This is a genomic window from Rhizobacter sp. P1_G5, assembly GCF_056405435.1.
In genome coordinates this window covers 1-21216 of sequence record NZ_JBFUCB010000037.1, presented here as the reverse complement: position 1 = coordinate 21216, position 21216 = coordinate 1, and the positions used below count along the sequence as shown (strand labels likewise).

Annotated in this window: 22 protein-coding genes; 15 read left to right on the top strand and 7 right to left on the bottom strand. The window is 70.3% G+C overall.

Translation table 11 applies throughout. The annotated features are described in order from the left end of the window. The 9 genes from AC1D12_RS04800 to AC1D12_RS04760 form a co-directional block, all read left to right on the top strand. Positions 1 to 1103, top strand: a 1103-nt coding sequence (locus AC1D12_RS04800) for a hypothetical protein (RefSeq protein ID WP_477839108.1), incomplete at its 5' end; no start/stop codon positions are given. A 129-nt stretch (positions 1104 to 1232) separates the two neighbouring features. Continuing rightward, on the top strand, positions 1233 to 1625 hold the full coding sequence (locus AC1D12_RS04795; protein ID WP_477824543.1) for a hypothetical protein: 393 nt from the start codon (positions 1233 to 1235) through the stop codon (positions 1623 to 1625). Positions 1626 to 1670: 45 nt separating this feature from the next. After that, positions 1671 to 2366 (top strand): CerR family C-terminal domain-containing protein, encoded by a 696-nt coding sequence (locus AC1D12_RS04790; RefSeq protein WP_465110036.1) that lies wholly within the window; start codon positions 1671 to 1673, stop codon positions 2364 to 2366. Then, a complete protein-coding gene (locus AC1D12_RS04785) occupies positions 2363 to 3808 on the top strand; it encodes an efflux transporter outer membrane subunit (RefSeq protein WP_477839106.1) in 1446 nt (481 codons plus the stop codon). Before AC1D12_RS04790 ends, AC1D12_RS04785 begins: the two co-directional genes overlap by 4 nt. 31 nt (positions 3809 to 3839) lie before the next feature. Next, on the top strand, positions 3840 to 4991 hold the full coding sequence (locus AC1D12_RS04780; RefSeq protein ID WP_477839104.1) for an efflux RND transporter periplasmic adaptor subunit: 1152 nt from the start codon (positions 3840 to 3842) through the stop codon (positions 4989 to 4991). A 36-nt stretch (positions 4992 to 5027) separates the two neighbouring features. Beyond that, a complete protein-coding gene (locus tag AC1D12_RS04775; RefSeq protein ID WP_477839102.1) occupies positions 5028 to 8129 on the top strand; it encodes an efflux RND transporter permease subunit in 3102 nt (1033 codons plus the stop codon). Positions 8130 to 8176: 47 nt separating this feature from the next. Next, the gene (locus AC1D12_RS04770) at positions 8177 to 8506 is read left to right on the top strand and encodes a hypothetical protein (protein WP_477839100.1); all 330 of its coding nucleotides are present in this window, start codon (positions 8177 to 8179) and stop codon (positions 8504 to 8506) included. Positions 8507 to 8623: 117 nt separating this feature from the next. Next, positions 8624 to 9394: a TerC family protein gene (locus AC1D12_RS04765; protein ID WP_477839098.1), complete on the top strand. Its 771-nt coding sequence runs from the start codon at positions 8624 to 8626 to the stop codon at positions 9392 to 9394. Between the two features lie 11 nt (positions 9395 to 9405). Continuing rightward, a complete protein-coding gene (locus AC1D12_RS04760; protein ID WP_465110031.1) occupies positions 9406 to 10104 on the top strand; it encodes a Bax inhibitor-1/YccA family protein in 699 nt (232 codons plus the stop codon). A gap of 15 nt (positions 10105 to 10119) precedes the next feature. Here the strand turns inward: AC1D12_RS04760 and AC1D12_RS04755 are convergent, their stop codons facing one another. Together AC1D12_RS04755 and AC1D12_RS04750 are read right to left on the bottom strand one after the other, a co-directional pair. Continuing rightward, entirely contained in the window at positions 10120 to 10638 is a 519-nt protein-coding gene (locus tag AC1D12_RS04755; protein WP_477839095.1) for a LapA family protein, read from the bottom strand. Between the two features lie 85 nt (positions 10639 to 10723). Further along, complete coding sequence (locus tag AC1D12_RS04750; RefSeq protein WP_477839093.1) at positions 10724 to 11716, bottom strand: LysR family transcriptional regulator; 993 nt, start codon at positions 11714 to 11716, stop codon at positions 10724 to 10726. Between the two features lie 126 nt (positions 11717 to 11842). Between AC1D12_RS04750 and AC1D12_RS04745 the strand changes: the two genes are divergently transcribed. The 3 genes from AC1D12_RS04745 to malZ are packed head-to-tail and all read left to right on the top strand — an operon-like array spanning position 11843 to position 15268. Beyond that, positions 11843 to 12445: an FMN-dependent NADH-azoreductase gene (locus AC1D12_RS04745; RefSeq protein ID WP_477824534.1), complete on the top strand. Its 603-nt coding sequence runs from the start codon at positions 11843 to 11845 to the stop codon at positions 12443 to 12445. 52 nt (positions 12446 to 12497) lie between these two features. Further along, on the top strand, positions 12498 to 13397 hold the full coding sequence (locus AC1D12_RS04740) for a pirin family protein (RefSeq protein ID WP_465110027.1): 900 nt from the start codon (positions 12498 to 12500) through the stop codon (positions 13395 to 13397). Between the two features lie 47 nt (positions 13398 to 13444). Next, positions 13445 to 15268, top strand: a complete 1824-nt coding sequence (malZ, locus tag AC1D12_RS04735; RefSeq protein WP_477839092.1) for a maltodextrin glucosidase — start codon at positions 13445 to 13447, stop codon at positions 15266 to 15268. Between the two features lie 3 nt (positions 15269 to 15271). Here the strand turns inward: malZ and AC1D12_RS04730 are convergent, their stop codons facing one another. The 3 genes from AC1D12_RS04730 to AC1D12_RS04720 are packed head-to-tail and all read right to left on the bottom strand — an operon-like array spanning position 15272 to position 17019. Further along, positions 15272 to 15934 (bottom strand): DNA-3-methyladenine glycosylase I, encoded by a 663-nt coding sequence (locus AC1D12_RS04730; protein ID WP_477839090.1) that lies wholly within the window; start codon positions 15932 to 15934, stop codon positions 15272 to 15274. A gap of 31 nt (positions 15935 to 15965) precedes the next feature. After that, a complete protein-coding gene (locus AC1D12_RS04725) occupies positions 15966 to 16451 on the bottom strand; it encodes an SET domain-containing protein (protein WP_477839088.1) in 486 nt (161 codons plus the stop codon). A gap of 10 nt (positions 16452 to 16461) precedes the next feature. Beyond that, positions 16462 to 17019, bottom strand: coding sequence for a GNAT family N-acetyltransferase (locus tag AC1D12_RS04720; protein ID WP_477839086.1), 558 nt, complete (start codon positions 17017 to 17019; stop codon positions 16462 to 16464). Positions 17020 to 17193: 174 nt separating this feature from the next. Between AC1D12_RS04720 and AC1D12_RS04715 the strand changes: the two genes are divergently transcribed. Beyond that, on the top strand, positions 17194 to 17361 hold the full coding sequence (locus AC1D12_RS04715) for a hypothetical protein (protein ID WP_156154777.1): 168 nt from the start codon (positions 17194 to 17196) through the stop codon (positions 17359 to 17361). 15 nt (positions 17362 to 17376) lie between these two features. After that, complete coding sequence (locus tag AC1D12_RS04710; protein WP_047503536.1) at positions 17377 to 17643, top strand: hypothetical protein; 267 nt, start codon at positions 17377 to 17379, stop codon at positions 17641 to 17643. Positions 17644 to 17654: 11 nt separating this feature from the next. Here the strand turns inward: AC1D12_RS04710 and AC1D12_RS04705 are convergent, their stop codons facing one another. After that, on the bottom strand, positions 17655 to 18560 hold the full coding sequence (locus AC1D12_RS04705) for an SMP-30/gluconolactonase/LRE family protein (RefSeq protein WP_465110022.1): 906 nt from the start codon (positions 18558 to 18560) through the stop codon (positions 17655 to 17657). 17 nt (positions 18561 to 18577) lie between these two features. Continuing rightward, positions 18578 to 20311 carry an IlvD/Edd family dehydratase gene (locus tag AC1D12_RS04700; protein WP_047503530.1) on the bottom strand — a complete coding sequence of 578 codons (1734 nt, stop codon included), beginning with the start codon at positions 20309 to 20311 and terminating at the stop codon, positions 18578 to 18580. A 164-nt stretch (positions 20312 to 20475) separates the two neighbouring features. Between AC1D12_RS04700 and AC1D12_RS04695 the strand changes: the two genes are divergently transcribed. After that, the coding region (locus AC1D12_RS04695; protein ID WP_477839083.1) for an SDR family NAD(P)-dependent oxidoreductase at positions 20476 to 21216 on the top strand (741 nt) is incomplete at its 3' end.

Below are 21216 nucleotides of genomic sequence, written 5' to 3'. Positions count from 1 at the left end.
GCCTGACCGCGCACGAACACATCGGCTTCGAGCTGGGCTGGGACTATGCCCACCACGCCGTCACGCCGCCGGCACCGTACGCCAACGAGCCGTCACCGCTGCGCCATGGCTGGCTGTCCGGCCAGGCCGCCTTCGGCCCGCGCACGCTGCCGGCGACGCCGCATGTGCGCAAGTGGCTGCAGCTGCGCCTGCATGCTTGGCTGCGCGGCCGCAGCGTCGAGCTGGTGCAGGTGACGCCGCACTACCTGCAGCAGATCGACGTGAGCCACTGCCCGGTCACGCGGCTGGCGCTGTCGTCCGACACCGCCGAGGGCACCGATTCGACGCTCGCGTCGATCGACCGCGTGCGCAGCGACGCCGGCTATGCCGCCGGCAACCTGGCGGTGATGAGCACCAAGGCCAACCACGCGAAGGCGGCGCACGGCTATCGCGATGCGCTGCAGTTCGTCAAGCTGATCGAAGGCGGCCCGCTCGGCGGGCTGAACGGGTTGACGGCCGAGCAGTGGTCGCGCGTCGCGGTGCTGTGCAGCTTCGTCGAGCCGCTGACGCATGAAGAGGCGAGCGCGTTGCCGCTGCTGGTGCTGCCGCCGAACCGGCTGCGCCTGTTCAACCCGGTGCAGGCACTGCAGGCCTTCATCAGCCAGCAGCTCACCGTGCCGGGCTGGAGCCACCGCATGACGCGCCTCGAAGACATGCTGCCGGGCAAGCTGCTGCGGCGCGCGTTCCAGACCTTCTTCCATGCGCTGCTGCCGCGCGTGCTCGAAGCCGGCCGCAACAGCACGCCGCAGGCGCTGCGCTGGGCCATCGAAGACGCCTGGCGCCAGCCGCTGGTGCAGCAACGCTGGACGATCTTCGCGCGCCAGCTGACCGCGGCGCAGTGCGAGGCGCTGGTGCAGCGCGCCAGCGCCCGCCAGCTCGGCACGGTGCGCATCGAATGCGTCAGCGACGAGCAGGCCACCGACGGCTGGGACATCGATTCGCGCGGCTACGTGCCGCATGCGGTGCTGATGCGCCGCAGCGCCGGCGTGCCGCGCCGCCTGCGGCCCGATGCCTTCCCGCCGGCCGCCGCCGAACCGCGCCAGGCGAGCCTGCCGCTGCAATGAACCAGGCTGGGCCGCGCCACGATCACCGGGGAGGAAGAGGAGAGCCGCAGGGAGGGGCGGGAAGGGAGTGGCCGTGCCGTGGGCATGGCCTTACAGTGCCAGGCACGGCAAACCTGTGGCCATGCGCTGATGAAATCCCTTCCGCTCCTCCCACGCCGCCACCTGGTCGAGCTCGCTGCCGCGATGCTGGTCTACGCGCTGGTGCTGTGCGCCTCGATCTTCCTGCTGAAGACCGGCTACTTCGACGGCACGGCCGCCGTGCTGGTCGCGTTGCTGCCGGCGCTGCCGTGCCTGGCCGCCGGCTGGGCCGTGCTGCGGCAGTTGCGCCGACTCGACGAGCCCGCGCTGCGCGTGCAGCTCGAGGCGCTCGGCTTCGCGTTCTTCGGCACCGCGTTGCTGAGCTTCGGCTACGGCTTCCTCGAAGGGCTGGGCTGGCCGCGGCTGTCGATGTTCGCCGTGTGGCCGGTGATGGCCGTGCTGTGGGGCGTCGGCGGGTGGCTGGCCAGGCGACGGTCTCCCTAGAAATTAAATCAATCGTTTGATTTATTTAGGATAGAGTGCCGGGCCATGTCGGCCCACCCCCGCGAAACCACCCGGGACACCGCGCGCGCGCCGCGCAGCGACGGCGAGCAGTCGCGCATGCGCCTGCTGCTGGCGGGGTTGCGGCTGTTCGCGGAGCACGGCTACAACAAGACCTCCACGCGCGAGATCGCCGAGGCGGCGCAGGTCAACATCGCCGCCATCAGCTACTACTTCGGCGACAAGGCCGGGCTGTACCGTGCGGTGTTCGCCGGCCCGCTGAGCACGCCGGCCGACGACATCGCCCGCTACGCCGACCCGGCGATGACGCTGCCCGAGGCGCTGCACGGCCTGTACGCCGGCTTCATCGAACCGCTGAAGCACGGCGACATGACGCAGCAGTGCATGCGCCTGCACGTGCGCGAGATGCTGGAGCCCACCGGCGTGTGGCAGGACGAGATCGTCAACGGCATCAAGCCGCGCCACGAGGCGCTGGTCGCGCTGCTGGCGCGCCACCTCGGGCTGCGGCGTGTCGACGACGAGCTGCACCGGCTGGCGATGTGCATCGCGGCGCTGGGCGTGCACCTGCAGATCGCGCAGGACGTCACCGACGCGCTGGCGCCGCGCCTGAACAGCCAGCCCCGCGCGCTCGACCTGTGGTCCGAGCGCCTGGTCATGTATGCGCTGGCGATGGTCGATGCCGAAGCCCGTCGCCGCGCCCTGAAGAAAGAGGACAAGAAATGACGACACCGATCCGCACCGTGCTCGCCGCCGTGGCTGCCCTCGCGGGCCTGACCGCCTGCGCCAGCGCGCCGCCACCGCCTGCCGTCGAGCCGGCCCAGGTGCCGGCGCAGTGGCATGCCCCGTTGCCGCACAACGGCAGCATCGCCGACCTGGCGCGCTGGTGGCAGCAGTTCGACGACCCGGTGCTGGCGCAGCTGGTCGACGCCGCGCAGGCCGTCAGCCCGACGCTCGCATCGGCGCGCTCGCGCCTGCTGCAGTCGCAGGCCACGCGCACCGGCGCCGGCGCGGCCCTGCTGCCGACGCTCGACGCCACCGCCAGCGCGACGCGCGGCCGCACCGATTTCGTCACGCCGCTCGCCACCACCAGTTCGGCCGGTCTGCAAACCGCCTGGGAGATCGACGTGTTCGGCGCCGGCCGGGCGGGCCGCGATGCGGCGCAGTACCGCCTCGAAGGGGCCGAGGCCTCGTGGCACGACGCCCGCGTGTCGGTGGCCGCCGAGACGGCGAGCGCGTACCTGGCCCTGCGCGCCTGCGAGGCGCAGCTGGTGCAGACCGAGACCGATGCCACCTCGCGCGCCGAGACGGCCCGCCTCACCGGCCTCAGCGCGAAGGCCGGGTTCGAGCCGCCGGCCACCGCCGCGCTGTCGCGCGCCAGCGCCGCGCAAGGTGCCAGCCTGCTGACCGCGCAGCGCGCGCAGTGCGACATCGCCGTCAAGAGCCTGGTCGCGCTGACCGCGATCGACGAAACCGCGTTGCGTGCGCAGCTCGCCGCCGGCAGCGCCCGCATCCCGCAGCCGGCCGAACTGGCCATCGCCAGCGTGCCGGCCGAGGTGCTGAACCAGCGGCCCGACGTGTTCAACGCGGCCCGCGAGCTGAGCGCGGCGAGCGCCGACGTGTCGCAGGCGCGGGCCAAGCGGCTGCCGCGCATCACGCTGGCCGGTTCGATCTCGCGCGCCCGCGTCGACATGGGCGACACCACGCAGAGCGGCACGGTCTGGTCGGTCGGGCCGATCGCGGTGACGCTGCCGATCTTCGATGCCGGCCTGCGCCGCGCCAACGTCGATGCGGCGCGCGCCCGCTACGACGAGGCGGCGTCGCTGTACCGCGCGAAGCTGCGCACGGCGGTGCAGGAAGTCGAGCAGGCGCTGGTGCAGCTCGACAGCACCGCGGCGCGCAACGAGAACGCCCGCATCGCCGACGAAGGCTTCGAGCAGTCCTTCCGCGCCACCGAGGCGCGCTTCAAGGGCGGCCTCGCCAGCCTGTTCGAGCTGGAAGACGCGCGCCGCAGCGCGGTGCAGGCGCACGGCACGCTGATCGACCTGCAGCGCGAGCGCGTCGCCGCGTGGATCACGCTGTACCGCGCGCTCGGCGGCGGCTGGCGCACCGGCACGCCGGTGGCCGATGCTTCGCAAGACGCCGGCCCCACGAAGGCCACCCCCTGAACATCCCGACGATCCACAGCTCACGCCCACCATGACCCAACGACTGAAGCCCCTGCTGCTGTCCCTGGCCGTTGCCGGCCTGCTCGCCACGCTGGTCGTCTTCGCGACGAGCACGGTGCAGGCCGCCGACGAGAAGAAGCCCGCCGCCGCCAAGCCCGCGCTGACGGTCACCGTGACGCAGCTGCAACCGGCCAGCCTGCCGGTGCTGCTGGCCGCCAACGGCAGCATCGCCGCCTGGCAGGAGGCGATCGTCGGCACCGAGGCGAACGGCCTGCGCCTGGCCGACGTGAAGGTGAACGTCGGCGACGTGGTCAAGCGCGGCCAGGTGCTCGCGACCTTCGCGCCCGACACCGTCAACGCCGACCTGGCGCAGACCCGTGCCGCGGTCGCCGAGGCCGAGGCCAACGCCGCCGAGGCCGCCGCCAACGCGCAGCGCGCCCGCGACCTGCAGCCCACCGGCGCCCTCAGCGCGCAGCAGACCAACCAGTACCTGACCGCAGAGCGCACCGCGCAGGCGCGGCTCGAGGCCCAGCGCGCCGCTGCCAAGGTGCAGCAGCTGCGCCTGCAGCAGACCCAGGTGCTGGCGCCCGACCACGGCGTGATCTCGGCACGCAGCGCCACCGTCGGCGCGGTGCTGCCGGCCGGGCAGGAGCTGTTCCGCCTGATCCGCGGCGGCCGGCTCGAATGGCGCGCCGAGGTGCCGTCGTCCGAGATCGCCCCGCTGAAGCCGGGCATGGCGGTGCGCGTGCAGCCGGCCGGCGGCGAAGCCATCACCGGCAAGCTGCGCATCGTCGCGCCGACGGTGGATGCGCAGACCCGCAACGGCCTCGTCTACGTCGACCTGCCGGCCGGCAGTGGCGCCGCAAAGGCCGGCATGTTCGCGCGCGGCGAGTTCGAGATCGGCGCGCAGCAGGGCATGACACTGCCGCAGAGCGCGGTGCTGCTGCGCGAGGGCTTCAGCTACGTGCTGCGCGTCGGTGCCGACAACAAGGTGACGCTCGTGAAGGTGAAGGTCGGCCAGCGCGTCGGCGAGCGCATCCAGATCCTCGGCGGCGTGCAGCCGGCCGATCGCGTGGTCGCGACCGGCGGCGGCTTCCTCGGCGACGGCGACATGGTGCGCGTGGTCGACGCACTGCCGGTGCCGGCCGCCGCCTCCGCGGCCGCTGCGGCGGCAGCGCGCTGAGCCTGAACACCGAGCGCCTCACAAGGACGACCCCCCATGAACATCAACGTTTCCGCCTGGTCGATCCGCAACCCGATCCCCGCGGTGCTGCTCTTCATCCTGTTGACCCTGCTCGGGCTCTACAGCTTCAAGAGCATGAAGATCCAGAACTTTCCGGACATCGAGTTGCCGACCGTCACGATCTCGGCTGCGCTGCCGGGTGCGTCGCCGTCGCAGCTCGAGACTGACGTCGCGCGCAAGATCGAGGACTCGGTCGCGACGCTGCAGGGCCTGAAGCACGTCTACACCTCGGTGACCGACGGCCTGGTCACGATCACCGGCGAGTTCCGCCTCGAGAAGCCGGTGCAGGAGGCGGTCGACGACATGCGGGCCGCCGTCTCGCGGGTGCGCGCCGACCTGCCGGCCGACCTGCGCGACCCGGTGGTCACGAAGATGGAGTTGTCGGGCTCGCCGATCCTGACCTACACCGTGGCGTCGGACCGGCTCGATGAAGAGTCGCTGTCGTGGTTCGTCGACAACACGGTGGGCAAGCAGATGCTCAGCGTGCGCGGCGTCGGCGCGGTGGCGCGGGTCGGCGGGGTGACGCGCGAGGTGCGCGTCGAGCTCGACGCGGCCCGGCTGCTGGCGCTGAACGCGACCGCGGCCGATGTCTCGCGCCAGCTGCGCATGATCCAGCAGGAGGCCTCGGGCGGGCGCACCGATGTCGGCGGCGCCGAGCAGTCGGTGCGCACCATCGCGACGGTGCGTTCGGCTGAAGAGCTGGCCAGGATGGAGATCTCGCTGGCCGACGGCCGGCGGCTGCGGCTGGAGCAGGTTGCGCGCGTCGCCGACACGGTGGCCGAGCAGCGCTCGACGGCGCTGCTGAACGGCAAGGCCGTGGTCGGTTTCGAGATCACCCGCACGCGCGGCGCCGGCGAGACCGAGGTGGCGGCCGGCGTGCGCGCCGAGATCGAGGCGATGAAGGCGGCGCACCCGGAGGTGAAGTTCGAGGAGGCCTTCAACTTCGTCGACAACGTGCAGGAGGACTTCGACAGCTCGATGGCGATGCTGTACGAAGGCGCGGCACTGGCGGTGCTGGTGGTGTGGCTGTTCCTGCGCAACTGGCGCGCGACGCTGGTGTCGGCGCTCGCGCTGCCGCTGTCGGTGATCCCGGCCTTCGCGTTCATGGCGCTGGGCGGCTTCACGCTGAACGGCGTGACGCTGCTGTCGCTGTCGCTGGTGGTCGGCATCCTGGTCGACGATGCGATCGTCGAGATCGAGAACATCATGCGCCACCTGCGCATGGGCAAGACGCCGCTGCAGGCGGCGATGGAGGCGGCCGACGAGATCGGCCTCGCGGTGATCGCGACCACCTTCACGCTGATCGCAGTGTTCCTGCCGACCGCCTTCATGAGCGGCGTGGTCGGCCGCTTCTTCGTGCAGTTCGGCTGGACGGCGGCGATCGCGGTGTTCATGTCGCTGGTGGTCGCGCGCATGCTGACGCCGATGATGGCCGCCTACCTGCTGAAGCCGCCGAAGGGCGAGCACAAGGAAGGCCGCTGGATCGAGATCTACATGCGCTGGGTGACGGCTGCGCTGCACCACCGCGTGATCACGACGATCGCGGTCGTCGTGTTCTTCGTCGGCTCGTTCTTCCTGGCCGGCATCCTCGAGAAGGGCTTCATCCCGCCGGACGACCTGTCGAAGACGCAGGTCTCGATCTCGCTGCCGCCGGGCGCCACCTTCGCGCAGACGCTGGCGGTGGCCGAGCAGGCGCGCGAGATCGTGCAGAAGAACGAGTACGTGAAGCTGGTCTACACCGCGGTCGGCGGCGGCAACACCGGCGCCGACCCGTTCGCCGGCGCCGGTGCGGCCGAGGTGCGCAAGGCCTCGCTCAGCATCAACCTGACCGAGCGCGGCCACCGGCCGAAGAAGCAGGTGATCGAGCAGCAGCTGCGCGATGCGCTGGCGGCACTGCCGGGTGCACGGGTCGCGGTCGGCTTCGGCGGTTCGGGCGAGAAGTACGTGGTGGTGCTGGCCGGCGAGGACGGCGACGTGCTGCTCGAGCATTCGAAGCAGGTCGAGCGCGAGCTGCGCAGCATCGGCGGCATCGGCGCGGTCACGTCCACATCCAGCCTGGTGCGCCCGGAGCTGATCGTGCGGCCCGATTTCGCGCGCGCGGCCGACCTCGGCGTCACGTCGGCGGCGATCGCCGACACGCTGCGCATCGCGACCGCCGGCGACTACGACCAGAGCCTGCCGAAGCTGAACCTGTCGCAGCGCCAGGTGCCGATCGTCGTCAAGCTGACGGCCGGTGCGCGCACCGACCTCGAGCTGCTGTCGCGGCTGGCGGTGCCGGGCGCGAAGGGGCCGGTGATGCTCGCGAACGTCGCGACGCTGTCGATCGACAGCGGGCCGGCGCAGATCGCGCGCTTCGACCGCAAGCGCAACATCAACTTCGAGATCGAGCTGAACGGCCAGTCGCTGGAGCATGTGCAGACCACCGCCGAGGCGCTGCCCAGCCTGCGCAACCTGCCGGCCGGCGTCACGCTGGCGGGGGTCGGCGATGCCGAGGCGATGCAGGAGCTGTTCGCCGGCTTCGGCCTCGCGATGCTGACCGGCGTGCTGTGCATCTACATCGTGCTGGTGCTGCTGTTCCACGATTTCGTGCAGCCGGTGACGATCCTCGCGGCGCTGGTGCTGTCGGTGCCGGGCGCGTTCCTCGCGCTGTTCGTCACGCACACCGCGCTGTCGATGCCGTCGATGATCGGGCTGATCATGCTGATGGGCATCGCGACGAAGAACTCGATCCTGCTGGTCGAGTACGCGGTCATGGCGCGCCGCGAGCATGGGCTGTCGCGCTGGGATGCGGTGCTCGACGCCTGCCACAAGCGGGCCCGGCCGATCGTGATGACGACCATCGCGATGGGCGCCGGCATGCTGCCGATCGCGCTCGGCATCGGCGTCGATTCGAGCTTCCGCGCGCCGATGGCCATCGTCGTGATCGGCGGGCTGATCACGTCGACCTTCCTGAGCCTGCTGGTGATCCCGGTGCTGTTCACCTTCGTCGACGACGTGGTGCAGTGGGTGTCGCGCAAGGTCCGCCGGCACCATCCGACGGACGACGTGCCGGCCGGCGTGGCGAAGCAGCCGCAGTAGCCCTTCGGGGCCGRCCTGACACGCCGGCCCGGTACACTGCGCCTCCCATGGTCTCCCGCACCCTCGTCCTCGTCGTGACGCTCTTCCTGCTGGCAGCCGGCCTGATGGCCCGCCCGCAGGCGAGCGAGATGCCGTCGGTGCAGGCCGTGATGGCCATCGTCGACGACGGCGTCGCGCAGGAGCGTGAGCCCGACGACCGCATCCAGTCGGCCGGCGAAACCGTCGCCGACGTGCAGGACCTGCTGACCGGCGTCCTGCCGGTGCCGGACCCCGGCTTCTCGCTGGCCCGTCCGTCGCTGCACGCAGGACCCGACCGGCCCGCTCCGTGGCTGGACGGCCTGCGCCGCCCTCCGAAGGACGCCGCACTGCGCGCCTGACAGCCCGGCCGCGGCCCGCCCGCGGCCCCCGGCTGCGTCCCGACCCTCGCTTTTTTTTGCCCCCGTGCGTTCGCGGCATGCCATCCTGGCGGCCCCGCTGACCACCACTGCCACGCCATGGAATTCCTTCTCGACCCCAATCTCTGGATCGCCTTCGCGATGCTGACCGCCCTGGAAATCGTCCTCGGCGTCGACAACATCATCTTCATCTCCATCCTGGTCGGCCGGCTGCCGGTGCACCTGCGCGACAAGGCGCGCCGGCTCGGCCTCGGCTTCGCGATGGTCTCGCGGCTGCTGCTGCTGTTCTCGCTGAGCTGGGTGATGGGCCTGACGGCCGACCTGTTCACCGTGCTCGGCCAGGGCATCAGCGGACGCGACCTGGTGCTGCTGTTCGGCGGCCTGTTCCTGCTGTGGAAGGCCTCGCACGAGATCTTCGTCGAGGTCGAGGCGCAGGAGCAGCACGGCCCGGCGCCGGTCACCGACGAGGCCGCGCTGAAGGCGGCCGGCCAGCGGATGTTCTGGAGCGTGATCGGCCAGATCGCGGTGATCGACATCGTGTTCTCGCTCGACTCGGTGATCACCGCGGTCGGGATGGTCGACCAGATTGGCGTGATGGTCGCGGCGGTGGTCGCGTCGGTTGGCGTGATGCTGGTCGCGGCCAAGCCGATTGGCGAGTTCGTCGACCGGCATCCGTCGGTCAAGGTTCTGGCGCTGGCCTTCCTGGTGATGGTCGGCATGGCGCTGACGGCCGAGGCCTTCGACGCCCACGTGCCCAAGGGCTACATCTATGCCGCGATGGCGTTCTCGCTCGCGGTCGAGGCGCTCAACATCCGCGCGCGCGCCAAGCGCCGCGCGAACGCTCCTGCCTCCACGACACCCACGAACTGAAGGAATCCGTCATGAATCCCCTGTCCCAAGTTTCAACCACCGGCTACGCCGGTGAATTCACCTCGGTCGAGCAGCGCAACAAGGTGCTGCGCAACACCTACTGGCTGCTCGCGCTGTCGATGGTGCCGACCGTGCTCGGCGCCTGGATCGGCGTGTCGACCGGCCTGGCGCGCGCGATGACGCCGGGCGTCAGCCTGGTGGTCTTCCTGGTCGGCTCGTTCGGCCTGATGTTCGCGATCGAGAAGACGAAGAACTCGGCGGCCGGCGTGCCGGTGCTGCTCGCGTTCACGTTCTTCATGGGGCTGATGCTGTCGCGCCTGGTCGGTGCGGTGCTGGGCCTGTCGAATGGCGCGAGCCTGATCATGACGGCCTTCGCCGGCACCGGCGTGGTCTTCCTCGGCATGGCGACGCTGTCGTCGGTGATCAAGCGCGACCTGTCGTCGATGGGCAAGTTCCTGTTCATCGGCATGATCCTGCTGCTGGTCGCCGGCATCGCGAACTTCTTCATCCAGTCGGGCGCGCTGATGATCACGCTGTCGGTGCTGGCGATCGGCATTTTCTCGGCCTTCATCCTGTACGACCTGAAGCGCGTGCAGGACGGGCATGAGACCAACTACATCACCGCGACGCTGGGCGTCTACCTGAGCGTCTACAACGTGTTCCAGTCGCTGCTCGCGCTGCTGGGGATCTTCGGCAGCCGCGACGAGTGACCCTCGGCTGAAGCCTCAGCGCAGGTGCTCGCGCACGGGTGGCCGGTCGAGTTCGGCCGCCAGCCCGTGCGAGCGCTCCAGCCGATCCTCCAGCTCCCCGAGGTGCGCCGAAATCCCGTTCGCCGCCTCCTCCAGCGCCACCTGCTGCTCGCGCCGCAGCTGGTCGAAACGCGAGTTCACCGCCGCCCGCGCATCCAGCCCCGACTGGTTGAGCCGCGCCAGTTCCGCGCTGAGAAAGCCCTGCAGCTCGGTGAAGCGCGAGGCCTCGGCCTTGTCGGCCAGCTCGCGCTGCGCCTGCAGGTCCTTCGAGAGCCGGCGTGCTTCCAGCATCGCCTTGCCCTGCAGCTGCRGCGCCCACACCACGAACCACACGCTGATGAACACGAAGGCGCCGAGCAGCAGCATCGGCAACGGGGCCTGCACCGTCGTGAAGCCCAGCGACAGCGGCGTCGGCGCGACGAAGGCTGGCCAGTTCAGCAGCGTGAAGACGGCCATCACCAGCAGGGCGACAAACAGCACGAGCACGCGGACCATGGCGGTCTCCTCGAAGTGATGATCAAGGGCCACAGCGTACGGCGTGCCACCCCGCCGGGCGTGTAGGACAAGCGCCCGGCGTTCGCTAAGCCGCCGCCGCGGGCTCGCTGCTGCGGCCAGCCAGGCTTCTTTGCTTGGCGGCTGCGTGGTCCTGCTCGATCTCCGCTTCCGCCCGGCGGCAGGACGGTCCGGAGAACTGCGCCGCCATCGCGTCCAGCAGCACCCGCGTGCGCGCCGGCATCAGCCGCCGGCCCGGGAACACCGCCCACGCGGTCACGTCGGGCAAGGACCAGTCGGGCAGCACCGGCACCAGCTCGCCGCTGCGCACGTCGTGCACCGCGAAGTGGCTCGAGACCACGGTGATGCCCGCACCGGCCCGCGCCATGCGGATCAGCATCTCGGGCGAGTTCGCGGTCGCGCGCGGCGGCGGCGAGCCCTGCCACTGCGCTTCGCCGCGCTGCAGCGTCCACAGTGCCGGCTCGCCGGTGCGCGTCAGGATGTGCAGCGCGTCGTGCTCCATCAGGGCCTCGGGCTCGCTCGGCTCGCCGCGCCGCGCGAGGTAGGCGGGCGACGCATACAGCCCCACCTGCATCACCGCGAGCCGCCGCGCCGCGAGGCTTGCATCGTCGGGCAGGTCGCCCATGCGGATCGCCACGTCGAAGTTCTCGCCGATCAGGTCCACGCGCCGCGGCGAGAGGTCGAGTTCCAGCGTGATCGCCGGGTAGCGCGCGAGGAAATCGTTCATGAACTCGCCGAGCACGACGTTGGCGAAGTCCGCCGGCATCGAGATGCGCAGCCGCCCGCTCGGCTCCGCCTGCCGGTGCTGCGCCAGCTGCGCGGCCGCCTCTACCTCGGCCAGCACCTGGTGCGCGTGCTCCAGCACGCTGTGGCCGAAATCGGTGACGGTCAGCTTGCGCGTGGTGCGCAGCAGCAGCCGCTCGCCGAGCTGCGCCTCGAGCGCGGCCAGCCGCCGCGACACGGTGGATTTCGGCAGGCCGACGCGCGCGGCAGCGCGGCTGAAACTGCCTTCGTCCGCCACGCGGGCGAACAGCATCAGGTCATTGGCTTCGAGGCTCATTCGGGGCTCCACTGTCTCACTGATGGAACAATGTAATCCAATCCGAGGGCTTCCGGTCGGATTGTGGGACGCCTAGAGTTCATCCATCGATTCCGCCACTGATTCCCAACCCTTTCGGAGCCCTCCATGAACATCCTCCAGATCAACTCCAGCGCCCGCACCCAAGGTTCGCAATCGACCGTGCTGGCCAACGAACTGACCGCCCGCCTGCTGGCCGTGAACCCCGGCGCCACCGTGACGCTGCGCGACCTGGCCGTCACGCCGCACCCGGTGCTCGACGAGGCCGCGCTGCACGCGCTGTTCACGCCGGCCGACGCTCGCACGCCGGCGCAGGCCGAGCGGGCGGCGCTGGACGACGCGCTGATCGCCGAGATCCAGGCCGCCGACGCCGTCGTGCTGGGCGTGCCGATGTACAACTTCGGCGTGCCGGCCCAGCTGAAGAACTGGATCGACGCGATCGCCCGTGTGAAGGTGACCTTCGCGTACACCGACAAGGGCCCGCAAGGCCTGCTGACCGGCAAGAAGGTCTACGTCGCGCTGACCCGCGGCGGCCAGTACCGCAACACGCCGGCCGACACGCAGGTGCCGTACCTGAAGACCGTGCTGGGCTTCCTGGGCATGACCGACGTCGAGTTCTTCTACGCCGAAGGCCTGAACATGGGCCCGGACGCGGCCGAGAAGGGCCTGGCCTTCGCCCGCGCGCAGATCGACGAGGCCGTGCACGCCTGATCCGTTTCGAGTTTTCCTGCTGTTCCTTCCACCATCCATCAAGGAGTTCGACATGTCTTCCGCCACCACCGTTTTCCACCCCGTGACCGAGGCCGTCGCGCGCCCGCGCGAGCTGGAGCGCCTGGTGACGGGCCAGGCCACGTCGGACGGCGCCGGCGTCAAGCTGACGCGGGTGCTGACGCAGCCGCTGCAGCGCCGGCTCGATCCGTTCCTGATGCTCGATGCGTTCGGCACCGACAACGCCGATGACTACGTCGGCGGTTTCCCGGACCACCCGCACCGCGGCTTCGAGACCGTCACGTACATGATCGCCGGGCGCATGCGCCACCGAGACAACGCCGGCCACGAAGGCCTGTTGCAGAACGGCGGCGTGCAGTGGATGACGGCCGGCCGCGGCATCGTGCATTCGGAACTGCCGGAGCAGCAGGCCGGACGCATGGAGGGCTTCCAGCTGTGGCTGAACCTGCCGGCCGATCGCAAGCTGGCCGACCCGTGGTACCGCGACATCCAGTCGGACGAGATCCCGGAGTTCACGACCGACGATGGCACGACGGTGCGCGTGATCGCGGGCGAGTCGCACGGCGTGGCCGGCGCGATGCAGCGCGAGGTGACGCAGCCGCTGTACCTCGACGTGCACCTGGCGCCGGGCGCGCGCTTCGACCAGCTCGTGCCGGCGACGCACAACGCGTTCGTCTATGTGTACCGCGGCGAGGTCGAGGTGGGCGGCGCGAAGGTCGGGGCGCAGCGCATGGCGATCCTGAAGAACGGCGCCGAGCGTGACGGCATCGTGCTGCAGGCCGGTGAGGCGCCTGCCAAGGCGCTGATCATCGCCGGGCAGCCGCTGAACGAGCCGATCGCGCAGTACGGGCCGTTCGTGATGAACACGCATGAGCAGATCTTCCAGGCGGTCGAGGACTACCGCTCCGGAAAATTTGGCCCGCTGACTGCGTGACACTGCATCGGGTTACGCTCCGCTGATCCCTCAGCGAGCGTTGCCCGATGTTCCTTCAGCACCTGCCCCTCGCCCCGTGGGCCGAGCGCACCGCCGCCGGCCTGCGGCTCACGCTGCTCAGCGACACGCCGGACCCGGGCGAGGTCCACGTGCGCTTCCTGCTCGACAACGAGGAAACCTGGCAGCCGCTGAAGCGCACGGGCGACCGTGGCCGCTACGCGTGCTTCGAGGCGACGATCCCGTGGTGCCCGACCGGGCCGACGACGCGCTACTGCTTTCGCGCGCTGCGTGGCGGCGTGCCGCACTGGCTGGCCGCGACCGGTCCGCAGCGCCGCGTGCCGAACGAGGCCCATCACTTCCGCATCGCTCGCGAGCCGCTGGTGCCGGCCTGGGCGCAGCAGCAGCTGATCTACCAGATCTTCCCCGACCGTTTCGCGCGCGGCCCCGATGCGCCGCGCGAGCGTCCGCCGCATGCCTTCGGCTACGGCAAGGCACCGGTGCATGCGCTCGAGTGGGGCGCGCCGCTCGATGTGAAGCCGGCCTGGAGCGCGTTCTACGGCGGCGACCTGGCGGGCATCGGCGAGCGCCTCGGCCATCTGCAGGCGCTCGGCGTGACGACCGTCTACCTGACGCCGGTGTTCAGCTCCGGCAGCAACCATCGCTACGACACCGAGGACTACGACCACGTCGACGCGGGGCTCGGTGGCGACGAGGCGCTCGTCGCGCTGTCGCAGCAGTTGCACGCGGCCGGCCTGCGCCTGGTGCTCGATGCGGTGCTGAACCACACCGGCGCGAACCATCCGTGGTTCAACCGCTTCGCGCAGCACGACCAACCCGGGGCGTGGCAATCGCCCGATTCGCCCTGGCACGGCTGGTATGCGCGCGACGAGCACGGCCACCCGGTCTACTGGAAGGGCCACCAGTCGCTGCCGGTGCTCGACTACGCGCACCCCGAGGTGCTGGACGCCTTCATCCGCGGCCCGCGCTCGGTGCTGCGGCGCTGGCTGCAGCCGCCGGTGTCGGCCGACGGCTGGCGGCTCGATGCGGTGCACATGCTGGGCGAGGGCCCCGGCGCCGGCAACAACGCCGCGATGCTGCGTGCGATGCGCGAGGCGGTGCGCGATGAGAACCCCGAGGCCATCCTGGTCGGCGAGCACTTCAGCGAAGCGAGCTCGTGGCTGCAGGGCGACCAGGAAGACGCCGCGATGAACTACTGGGGCTTCACGCTGCCGCTGTGGCAATGGCTCGGTGGCGTCGACTTCGGCGGCCGTGCCGCACCGATCGCGACGGCCGACCTCGCGGCCTGGCTCGGCGAATCGCGGGCGGTCGTGCCGCACGAGGTGGCGCTCGCGCAGTGGAACGCGCTCGACAGCCACGACACGCAGCGCCTGTTCACGCTGCTCGGCACCGACGAAGCGCTGCACGGCGTGGCGCAGGCGCTGCAGTTCGGCTACCCGGGCGTGCCCTGCATCTACTACGGCGACGAGGTCGGGCTGGAAGGCGGCAACGACCCGGACAACCGGCGCTGCTTCGACTGGAGCGGCGCGAGCTGGCGGCCGGCGATCCTCGAGCGCGTGAAGCGCTTCGCCGCGTGGCGCCGTGATCGGGCCGAGTTGCGCGAAGGGGCGTGCCTCACGCTGGCGCATGGCGACGACTGGATCGCGTTCGCGCGGGTCAACGCGGCGGCCGTCACGCTGCTGGTGCTCAACCGTGGCGATGCCGCCGAGGCCGTCGTGCCGCTCGATGCGCTGCCGTTCGATGTCGCCCGCTGGGCGTCGCCGAGCGGCCACGGCTGGACGCGCGAAGGGCACGCGATCCGCCTGCCGCTGCCGGCCCGCGACGCGGCCTGGCTGTGGAGCGTCGACGCCTGAGGTTCAGCGCGTCGGCGGCGTCATCGCCGCGCGCGCCTGCAGCGCCGCGTCGCGCGACGCGCAGCCCTCGCGGTGGTCGTTGACCAGCCCCATCGCCTGCATGAACGCGTAGACGGTGGTCGGCCCGACGAAGCTCCAGCCGCGCTTCTTCAGGTCCTTCGACATCGCGATCGCCTCCGGCGAGGTCGTCATCGCGACCAGCGCCTCGTGCGTCAGCTTCTTCGGCCGCGACCGCGCCGGCGGCTCGTAGCCCCAGGCATAGGCGGCGAACGAGCCGAACTCCTGGCGCAGCTCCAGCACGCGCTGCGCGTTGTTGATCGTCGATTCGATCTTGCCGCGGTGGCGCACGATGCCGGCGTCGGCCAGCAGCCGCTCGACATCCTTCTCGGTGAAGCGCACGACCTGGTCGGCCTCGAAGTTCGCAAAACCGGCGCGGAACGCCTCGCGCTTGTTCAGGATCGTCAGCCAGCTCAGCCCGGCCTGGAAGCCTTCGAGGCAGATCTTCTCGAACAGCCGCCGCTCGTCGGTGACCGGGAAGCCCCATTCATGGTCGTGGTAGTGCTGGTAGCCGGGCGTCGCGCGGCACCAGTGGCAGCGCGGGGTGCCGTCGTCGGCGATGAAGAGGCCGCGGCGTTCGGCCGCCTGGTGCTGGGCTGGGGTCGTCATGGCAGCGTATCGGACAAGAGGGCAGGGGGCTTCAGAGGGTTCCGGCACAACCCGGCGCGCCGCAGCGGCACGCGAGCCGGCCCAGGTGGTGCGAGCGGCCGTAGCCGACGGTCAGTTCCTCGCCGGCATTGATGTCGCGCAGTGCATGGAAGGCGACGCGGCCCTGCTGCAGCTTCAACACCATGTTCGGCCGGCAGGAATGGTTCGCGAAGCGCAGCGCGTCGGTCGACGCCGACGCATCGATCGCGCGCCGCTCGGACACCTCGACGATCATGATGCGGGCCATGCCGCGGGCGCGCCGGCGGGCCTCGGCCACGCTGATCGGCTCGCCGCGCAGCTCGCCGATCTTGCGGCGCGCCGGGATCGCCTCGGCGGCGAACACGCCCTGGCCGTCGATGGTGCTCGGGGCCACGGTCAACGCGAACTTCTGCGGATCGGCGGGGATGCCGCGCGGGCGCTGCGGCACGAGCGGCGCGGGGGCCGGCTCGGGCGGAGAGAGGGTCTGCAGGCGCGGCATGCGGCGATTGTCAGCGAGCGGGTTGCCACTCTGCTGACAGCAGCCCGTGCAGTTCGACGTCATAGGTCTTGCCCTTGCCGACCCAGCGCTGGCGCAGCAGCCCCTCGCGCGTGAAGCCGAGCGATTGCAGCAGCCGCACCGAGGGCTGGTTCAGCGGATTGACCTCGGCTTCGAGGCGGCGCACGCCCATGGCCCCGAACGCGGTGCCGACCAGCGCGCCAACCGCCTCGCGCGCCAGGCCGCGGCCCCACTGCGCCTGGCCGAGCACGTAGCCCAGCTCCGCGCGGGCGCTGCCTTCGTTGAAGTTGAACAGCAGGCAGGCGCCGACCACCGAGGCGTCGTCGCGCGACAGGATCACGAACTGCACCGCGTTGCCGGTCGCCTGGATGCCGGTGATGCGCTGGTACCAGGCGGTGGCGTCATCGATCGATCGCCAGGTGGCGTAGGGCAGGAACTGCGTCACCGTGTCATCGCCGTTGACCACCATCAGCCCGGGCAGGTCGGCTTCGGTGATCTGCCGCACCACGAGGCGCGGTGTCTCGATCGGGGCGGGCGGCATCAAGGGCATGCGGGGACCTCGTCGTGGAGCGAGCGGCAGACGGCGTCGAAGGCGGCGCGCGGATCGCGCGATTCTGTCTCAGCCGGTCCGGGCGGAGGGTCGTCACAACCCGACACAGCCGGGCGCCGAACGCGCCCGTTTCGACCGATTGCCGCGGGCGCCGCCCGCTGAAGATGCGTCGCCATGCAGATCGATCTGGTCACCCGGCGCGCCCACAAGGGCCTGATCCTGTCGTTCGGGCTGCGGGCCTGGGCCGCGTGGCTGAAAAATGGCGGGCGTTGCAGCCGCTTATCGCCGGCACCTCGCCGCGGGCGGGCGGGTACGCTTCATTCCCATCAGCAGCCCGTCTGACACCACGCCGCCATCATGAACCGCTCGACCGCCCCGCAAAGCCCGACCATCCAGTTCCGTTCGCTGCCGTCCAACGACGCCATCGAATGGGAAGAGATGCCGAAGCTGGCGGTGCGTCGCACCGGCGAGGAGCATGAGGGCGGTGCCGCGTGGAAGAACACGATGCCGGCCAGCCTGATGGAAACCATCGCGCCGCCGAAACCGTTCCGCGAAGCGCTCGACGGCCTGTCGATGCGCGAGGTCGACGAGCCGGAAATCTTCCAGCACTTCTTCGGGAAGTAAGGACAGCGCCCTCAGCCGGCGAAAGCCGTCGCCGCCCGTCCCGGGCTGTCGACATCCACCGAAAACAAGGCGCCGGCCAGCGGCTGTGCCGCCAGCTGCGCCTCGGTCAATTCGAAGCGCGCGCTCGTGATGAACAGCGTGCGCAGGTCCGGCCCGCCGAACGCGACGTTCGTGACGTGGCTGGTCGGCAGCGCGACGCGTGCCAGCTCCTCGCCACTGACCGGGTCGTGGCAGCTGACGCAGGCGGCACCCCAGTGCGCGATCCACAGGCGGCCGGCCGCATCGGTCGTCATGCCGTCCGGGTGGCCGTCGCCCTTCGCGAAGCGCAGCCACAGCCGCTGGTTCGAGATCTCGCCGCTGTCGGCGTCGAAGTCGAACGCATGGATGCGCTGCTGCGCCGTCTCGTTGAAGTACAGCGTGCGCCCGTCGAGCGACCAGGTCGGCCCGTTGGTCACCGCGAAATGCGCATCGAACATCTTCTGGCACTGCCGCTTCGCATCGAAGCGGTACAGCGATCCGGTCGGCTCGGTGCAGCCGAAATCCATCGTGCCACCCCAGAAGCGGCCCTGCGCGTCGCACTTGCCGTCGTTGAAGCGGTTGCCCGGCAGGTGCGCCTCGGGGTCGTGCAGCTTCTCGAGCGCGCCGCTGTCGGTGTCGAAGAACGCGAAGCCGCTGCGCAAGGTGACCAGCAGCCCCGGCGCGCCGGCCCGCTCGGCCACCGCCGAGATCTCCTCGTCGAACGGCCAACTCTCGCGGGCGTCGGTGGCCGGGTGGTAGCGGTACAGCGTGCGCCCGAGGATGTCGACCCAGTACAGCGACTGCCGCCGCACCGACCACAGCGTGCCCTCGCCCAGCGTGGCCCCCGCCGGCCACAGCACGCGGGGTTCGGACAGCAGCTTCGGGGCGGTGGCGGTCATGCAGCTTTCAGCAAGGGTCAGTGGGAATCGCGCGGCACCTCGGCGCCGCTGCCGCCGACCAGGAAGTCGAGGTCGGCACCCAGGTGGGCCTGCTGCACATGGTCGACGTACAGCTTGTACCAGCCGCGCTTCGGCGCTTCGGGCGGCTGCCATTGTGCGCGCCGCACCGCCAGTTCCTCGTCCGACACCTCCAGGTGCAGCCGGCGCGCATGCACGTCGAGCTCGATCATGTCGCCGTCGCGCACCAGTGCCAGCGGACCGCCGGCGGCCGCTTCCGGCGAGGTGTGCAGCACGACGGTGCCGTAGGCGGTGCCGCTCATGCGCGCATCCGAGATGCGGACCATGTCGGTGATGCCCTTCTGCAGCACCTTCGGCGGCAGCGGCATGTTGCCGACCTCGGCCATGCCGGGGTAGCCCTTCGGGCCGCAGTTCTTCAGCACCATCACGCAGTTCTCGTCGATGTCCAGGTCCGGGTCGTCGATGCGGGCGTGGAAATCCTCGATGGTCTCGAACACCACCGCGCGGCCGCGGTGCTTCAGCAGGTGCGCCGACGCCGCCGACGGCTTGATCACCGCACCGTTCGGCGCCAGATTCCCCCTTACCACCGCGATGCCGGCCGAGGCCATGAACGGCTCCTCGGGCGTCTTGATGACCTCGCGGTTGTAGCAGGGGATGTTCGCGATGTTCTCGCCCAGCGTCTTGCCGTTGGCGGTCAGCGCGCCGGTGTGCAGCTTGTCGGTGATCTGCGTCAGCACCGCCGGCAGGCCGCCGGCGTAGTAGAAGTCCTCCATCAGGAACTTGCCCGAGGGCTGCAGGTTCACCAGGCAGGGCACGTCGGCACCGAGCTTGTCCCAGTCATCGAGGTCGAGCTTGACGCCCATGCGCCCGGCCACCGCGATCAGGTGGATCACCGCATTGGTCGAGCCGCCGATCGCGGCATTGGTGCGGATCGCGTTCTCGAAGGCCTCGCGCGTCAGGATCTTCGACATGCGCAGGTCTTCCTTGACCATCTCGACGATGCGCCGGCCGGTCAGCTGCGCGAGCCGGTTGCGCCGCGTGTCGGCCGCCGGGATCGCGGCGTTCTCGGGCAGCGACATGCCCAGCGCCTCGACCATGCTGGCCATGGTGGAGGCGGTGCCCATCGTCATGCAGCTGCCCTTGGAGCGGTGCATGCACGATTCGGCGGCGGTGAACTCGTCCATCGTCATCTCGCCGGCACGCACCATCTCGCTCATCTGCCACACGCCGGTGCCCGAGCCGATGTCCTTGCCGCGGAACTTGCCGTTCAGCATCGGCCCGCCCGACAGGCCGATGGTCGGCAGGTCGCAGCTGGCCGCGCCCATCAGCAGCGACGGCGTGGTCTTGTCGCAGCCCATCAGCAGCACGACGCCGTCGATCGGGTTGCCGCGGATCGATTCCTCGACGTCCATGCTCGCCAGGTTGCGGAACAGCATCGCGGTCGGCCGCAGCTGCGTCTCGCCGAGCGACATCACCGGGAACTCGAGCGGGAAGCCGCCGGCCTCGTAGACGCCGCGCTTGACGAACTCGGCGAGCTCGCGGAAGTGCCCGTTGCAGGGCGTCAGCTCGCTCCAGGTGTTGCAGATGCCGATGATCGGGCGGCCGTCCAGCAGGTCGTGCGGATAGCCCTGGTTCTTCAACCAGCTGCGGTGCACGAAGCCGTCACGGTCCTGCTTGCCGAACCAGGCGTGGCTGCGCCGCTTCGGCGGAGCGGGCGGTTTCTTCGAATCCATGGGGTCTGTTGTCTCCGGGGGGTGGGCGGCCGATCGGTGGTCGGACAGGTTGTCGTACGACGGCCCTTGACGCGGCGGATCGTATCAAGGCACATTGATAATAGAAAAATAAATAAATTCGCTCTTCACATATCCAAATTGCAATAGATCAAGGACAAACCCCCATGGCAATTGCCACGACAGCCACTCTGGCGATCTTTCCGAGCCTGCGCGGACGCCGCGTTTTCATCACCGGTGGCGGCACCGGCATCGGCGCGGCGCTGGTCAGCGCGTTCGCGGAGCAGGGCGCCCAGGTGGCGTTCGTCGACGTCGCCGAGGCCGCCAGCCGCGAGCTGGTGCAGCAGGTGGAGGCGGCCGGGCACCCGGCGCCGTGGTTCCGGCCCTGCGACGTGCGCGACGTGGCGGCGCTGCAGAAGGTGATCGCCGACGCCGAGGCGGCGTTCGGCGACTTCGCGGTGCTGGTCAACAACGTCGCGAGCGACGACCGCCACACGCTGGAATCGGTGACGCCGGAGTACTACGACCAGCGCATGTCGATCAACGAGCGGCCGGCGTTCTTCGCGATCCAGGCGCTGGTACCGGGGATGAAGCGGCTGGGCTTCGGCTCGGTCATCAACTTCGGCTCGACCGGCTGGCAGGGCAAGGACGGGGCGTACCCGTGCTACGCGATCGCGAAGTCGTCGGTGAATGGGCTGACGCGCGGGCTGGCCAAGCCGCTCGGCGAGCACCGGATCCGCATCAACACGGTGTCGCCGGGCTGGGTGATGACCGAGCGGCAGGTCAAGCTGTGGTTCACCGCGGACAGCGAAGAGGTGCTGAAGCGCAACCAGTGCCTGCCGGACAAGCTGCAGCCCGGGGACGTGGCGCGCATGGTGCTGTTCCTGGCCGCCGATGACGGTGCGATG